The 1,894-nt window shown below is 53.4% G+C and carries 1 protein-coding gene; it reads left to right on the top strand.

All coding sequences use genetic code 11. The annotated features are described in order from the left end of the window. Positions 1–1,894: tandem-95 repeat protein (locus tag R7R78_RS23895; RefSeq protein ID WP_225474349.1), on the top strand; the 1,894-nt coding region annotated here is incomplete at both ends.

Below are 1,894 nucleotides of genomic sequence, written 5' to 3'. Positions count from 1 at the left end.
GCAACAGCAACGTGTTGGTTTCGATTGAAAATGGCATCGCGACCATTAGCCCAACGGCAGACTGGAACGGCTCAGAAGCGCTGACCTTTACTACTACCGATCCAAGCGGCGAGAGTGTCAGCCAAACGGTGAACTTCACGGTAGCCCCTGTGGCGGACATCGTGGCAGATAACGCGACGGTTGTGGAAGATACGCCGACCATCATTAAGGTTTTAGGTAACGACACGTTCGAAGGCGACGACAAAGTGGTGTCGATCGATACCAATAACGGTCCAGCTAACGGCACGGTCTCAGTCAACCCGGACGGCAGCGTGACCTACACGCCGAACGACAACTACCATGGTACAGACAGCTTCACCTACATCGTCACGTCCGGTGGGGTATCGGAGTCCACCACGGTGAACGTCGATGTCACGCCAGTGAACGATGCGCCAGTGGCGACCAATGACACGGCGATTACTGACGAAGACACGCCAGTCACGATTGATGTCCTGCCAAACGACACCGATATTGATGGTGATACGCTGTCTATCCAATCAGCGTCTGTGCCGAGTAACCAAGGGACAGTCGAAATTGTTGACGGCAAACTGGTCTTCACACCGGCTGAGAACTTCCATGGCGACGCTGAAATCACTTACTCCGTTACCGATGGTTCACTGACTGACCAAGCGACGGTCAACGTCACCGTGAATGCGGTGAACGACACGCCTGTGGTTGAAAGCAACATTGCAGACCAAACCTTGGCGGAAGACTTTACGCCATACAGCATCGATCTGAATACGGCCTTCAGCGATGTGGATAACGTGGATGGCGAGCTGAGCTTCAGCGTTTCTGGCAACAACAACGTGTTGGTGTCGATTGAAAATGGCATCGCGACCATTAGCCCAACCGCAGACTGGAACGGCTCAGAAGCGTTGACCTTTACGGCTACCGATCCAAGCGGCGAGAGCGTTAGCCAAACGGTGAACTTCACGGTAGCGCCTGTGGCGGACATCGTGGCAGACAACGCGACGGTTGTGGAAGACACGCCAACCATCATTAAGGTTTTAGATAACGACACGTTCGAAGGCAACGACAAAGTGTTGTCGCTGGATAGCAATAACGGTCCAGCGAACGGCACGGTCTCGGTCAACCCTGACGGCAGTGTGACTTACACGCCAAACGACAACTATCACGGAACAGACAGCTTCACCTACATCGTTACCTCCGGTGGGGTATCCGAGTCCACCACAGTGAACATCGATGTGACGCCAGTGAATGACGCGCCAGTGGCGACCAATGACAATGCCGTTACTGACGAAGACACGCCAGTGACGATTGATGTCCTGCCAAACGACACCGACATTGATGGCGATACATTACGTATTGACTCGGCGTCTGTGCCGAGTGACCAAGGTACAGTTGAAATTGTTGACGGCAAGTTGGTGTTCACACCGGCTGAGAACTTCCATGGTGACGCTGAAATCACTTATACCGTGACCGATGGTTCACTGACTGACCAAGCGACGGTCAACGTCACCGTGAATGCGGTGAACGACACGCCTGTGGTTGAAAGCAGCATTGCAGACCAAACCTTGGCGGAAGACTTCACGCCATACAGCATCGATCTAAATACCGCTTTCAGTGATGTGGATAACGCCGATGGTGAGTTAACGTTTAGTGTCTCTGGCAACAGCAACATTCAAGTGGCGATCGTCAACGGTATTGCTACGTTCACTCCAACCGCTGACTGGAACGGCTCAGAAATCCTAACCTTTACGGCGACCGATCCAAGCGGCGAAAGCGTTAGCCAAACGGTGAACTTCACGGTAGCGCCAGTGGCGGATATCGTGGCAGACAACGCGACGGTTGTGGAAGACACGCCGACCATCATTAAGGTCTTAGGTAACGACAC

Source organism: Vibrio sp. 2134-1 (genome assembly GCF_033339495.1).
Note: the sequence above shows the minus strand (reverse complement) of the source record. Positions and strands in the feature narration are given on the sequence as shown.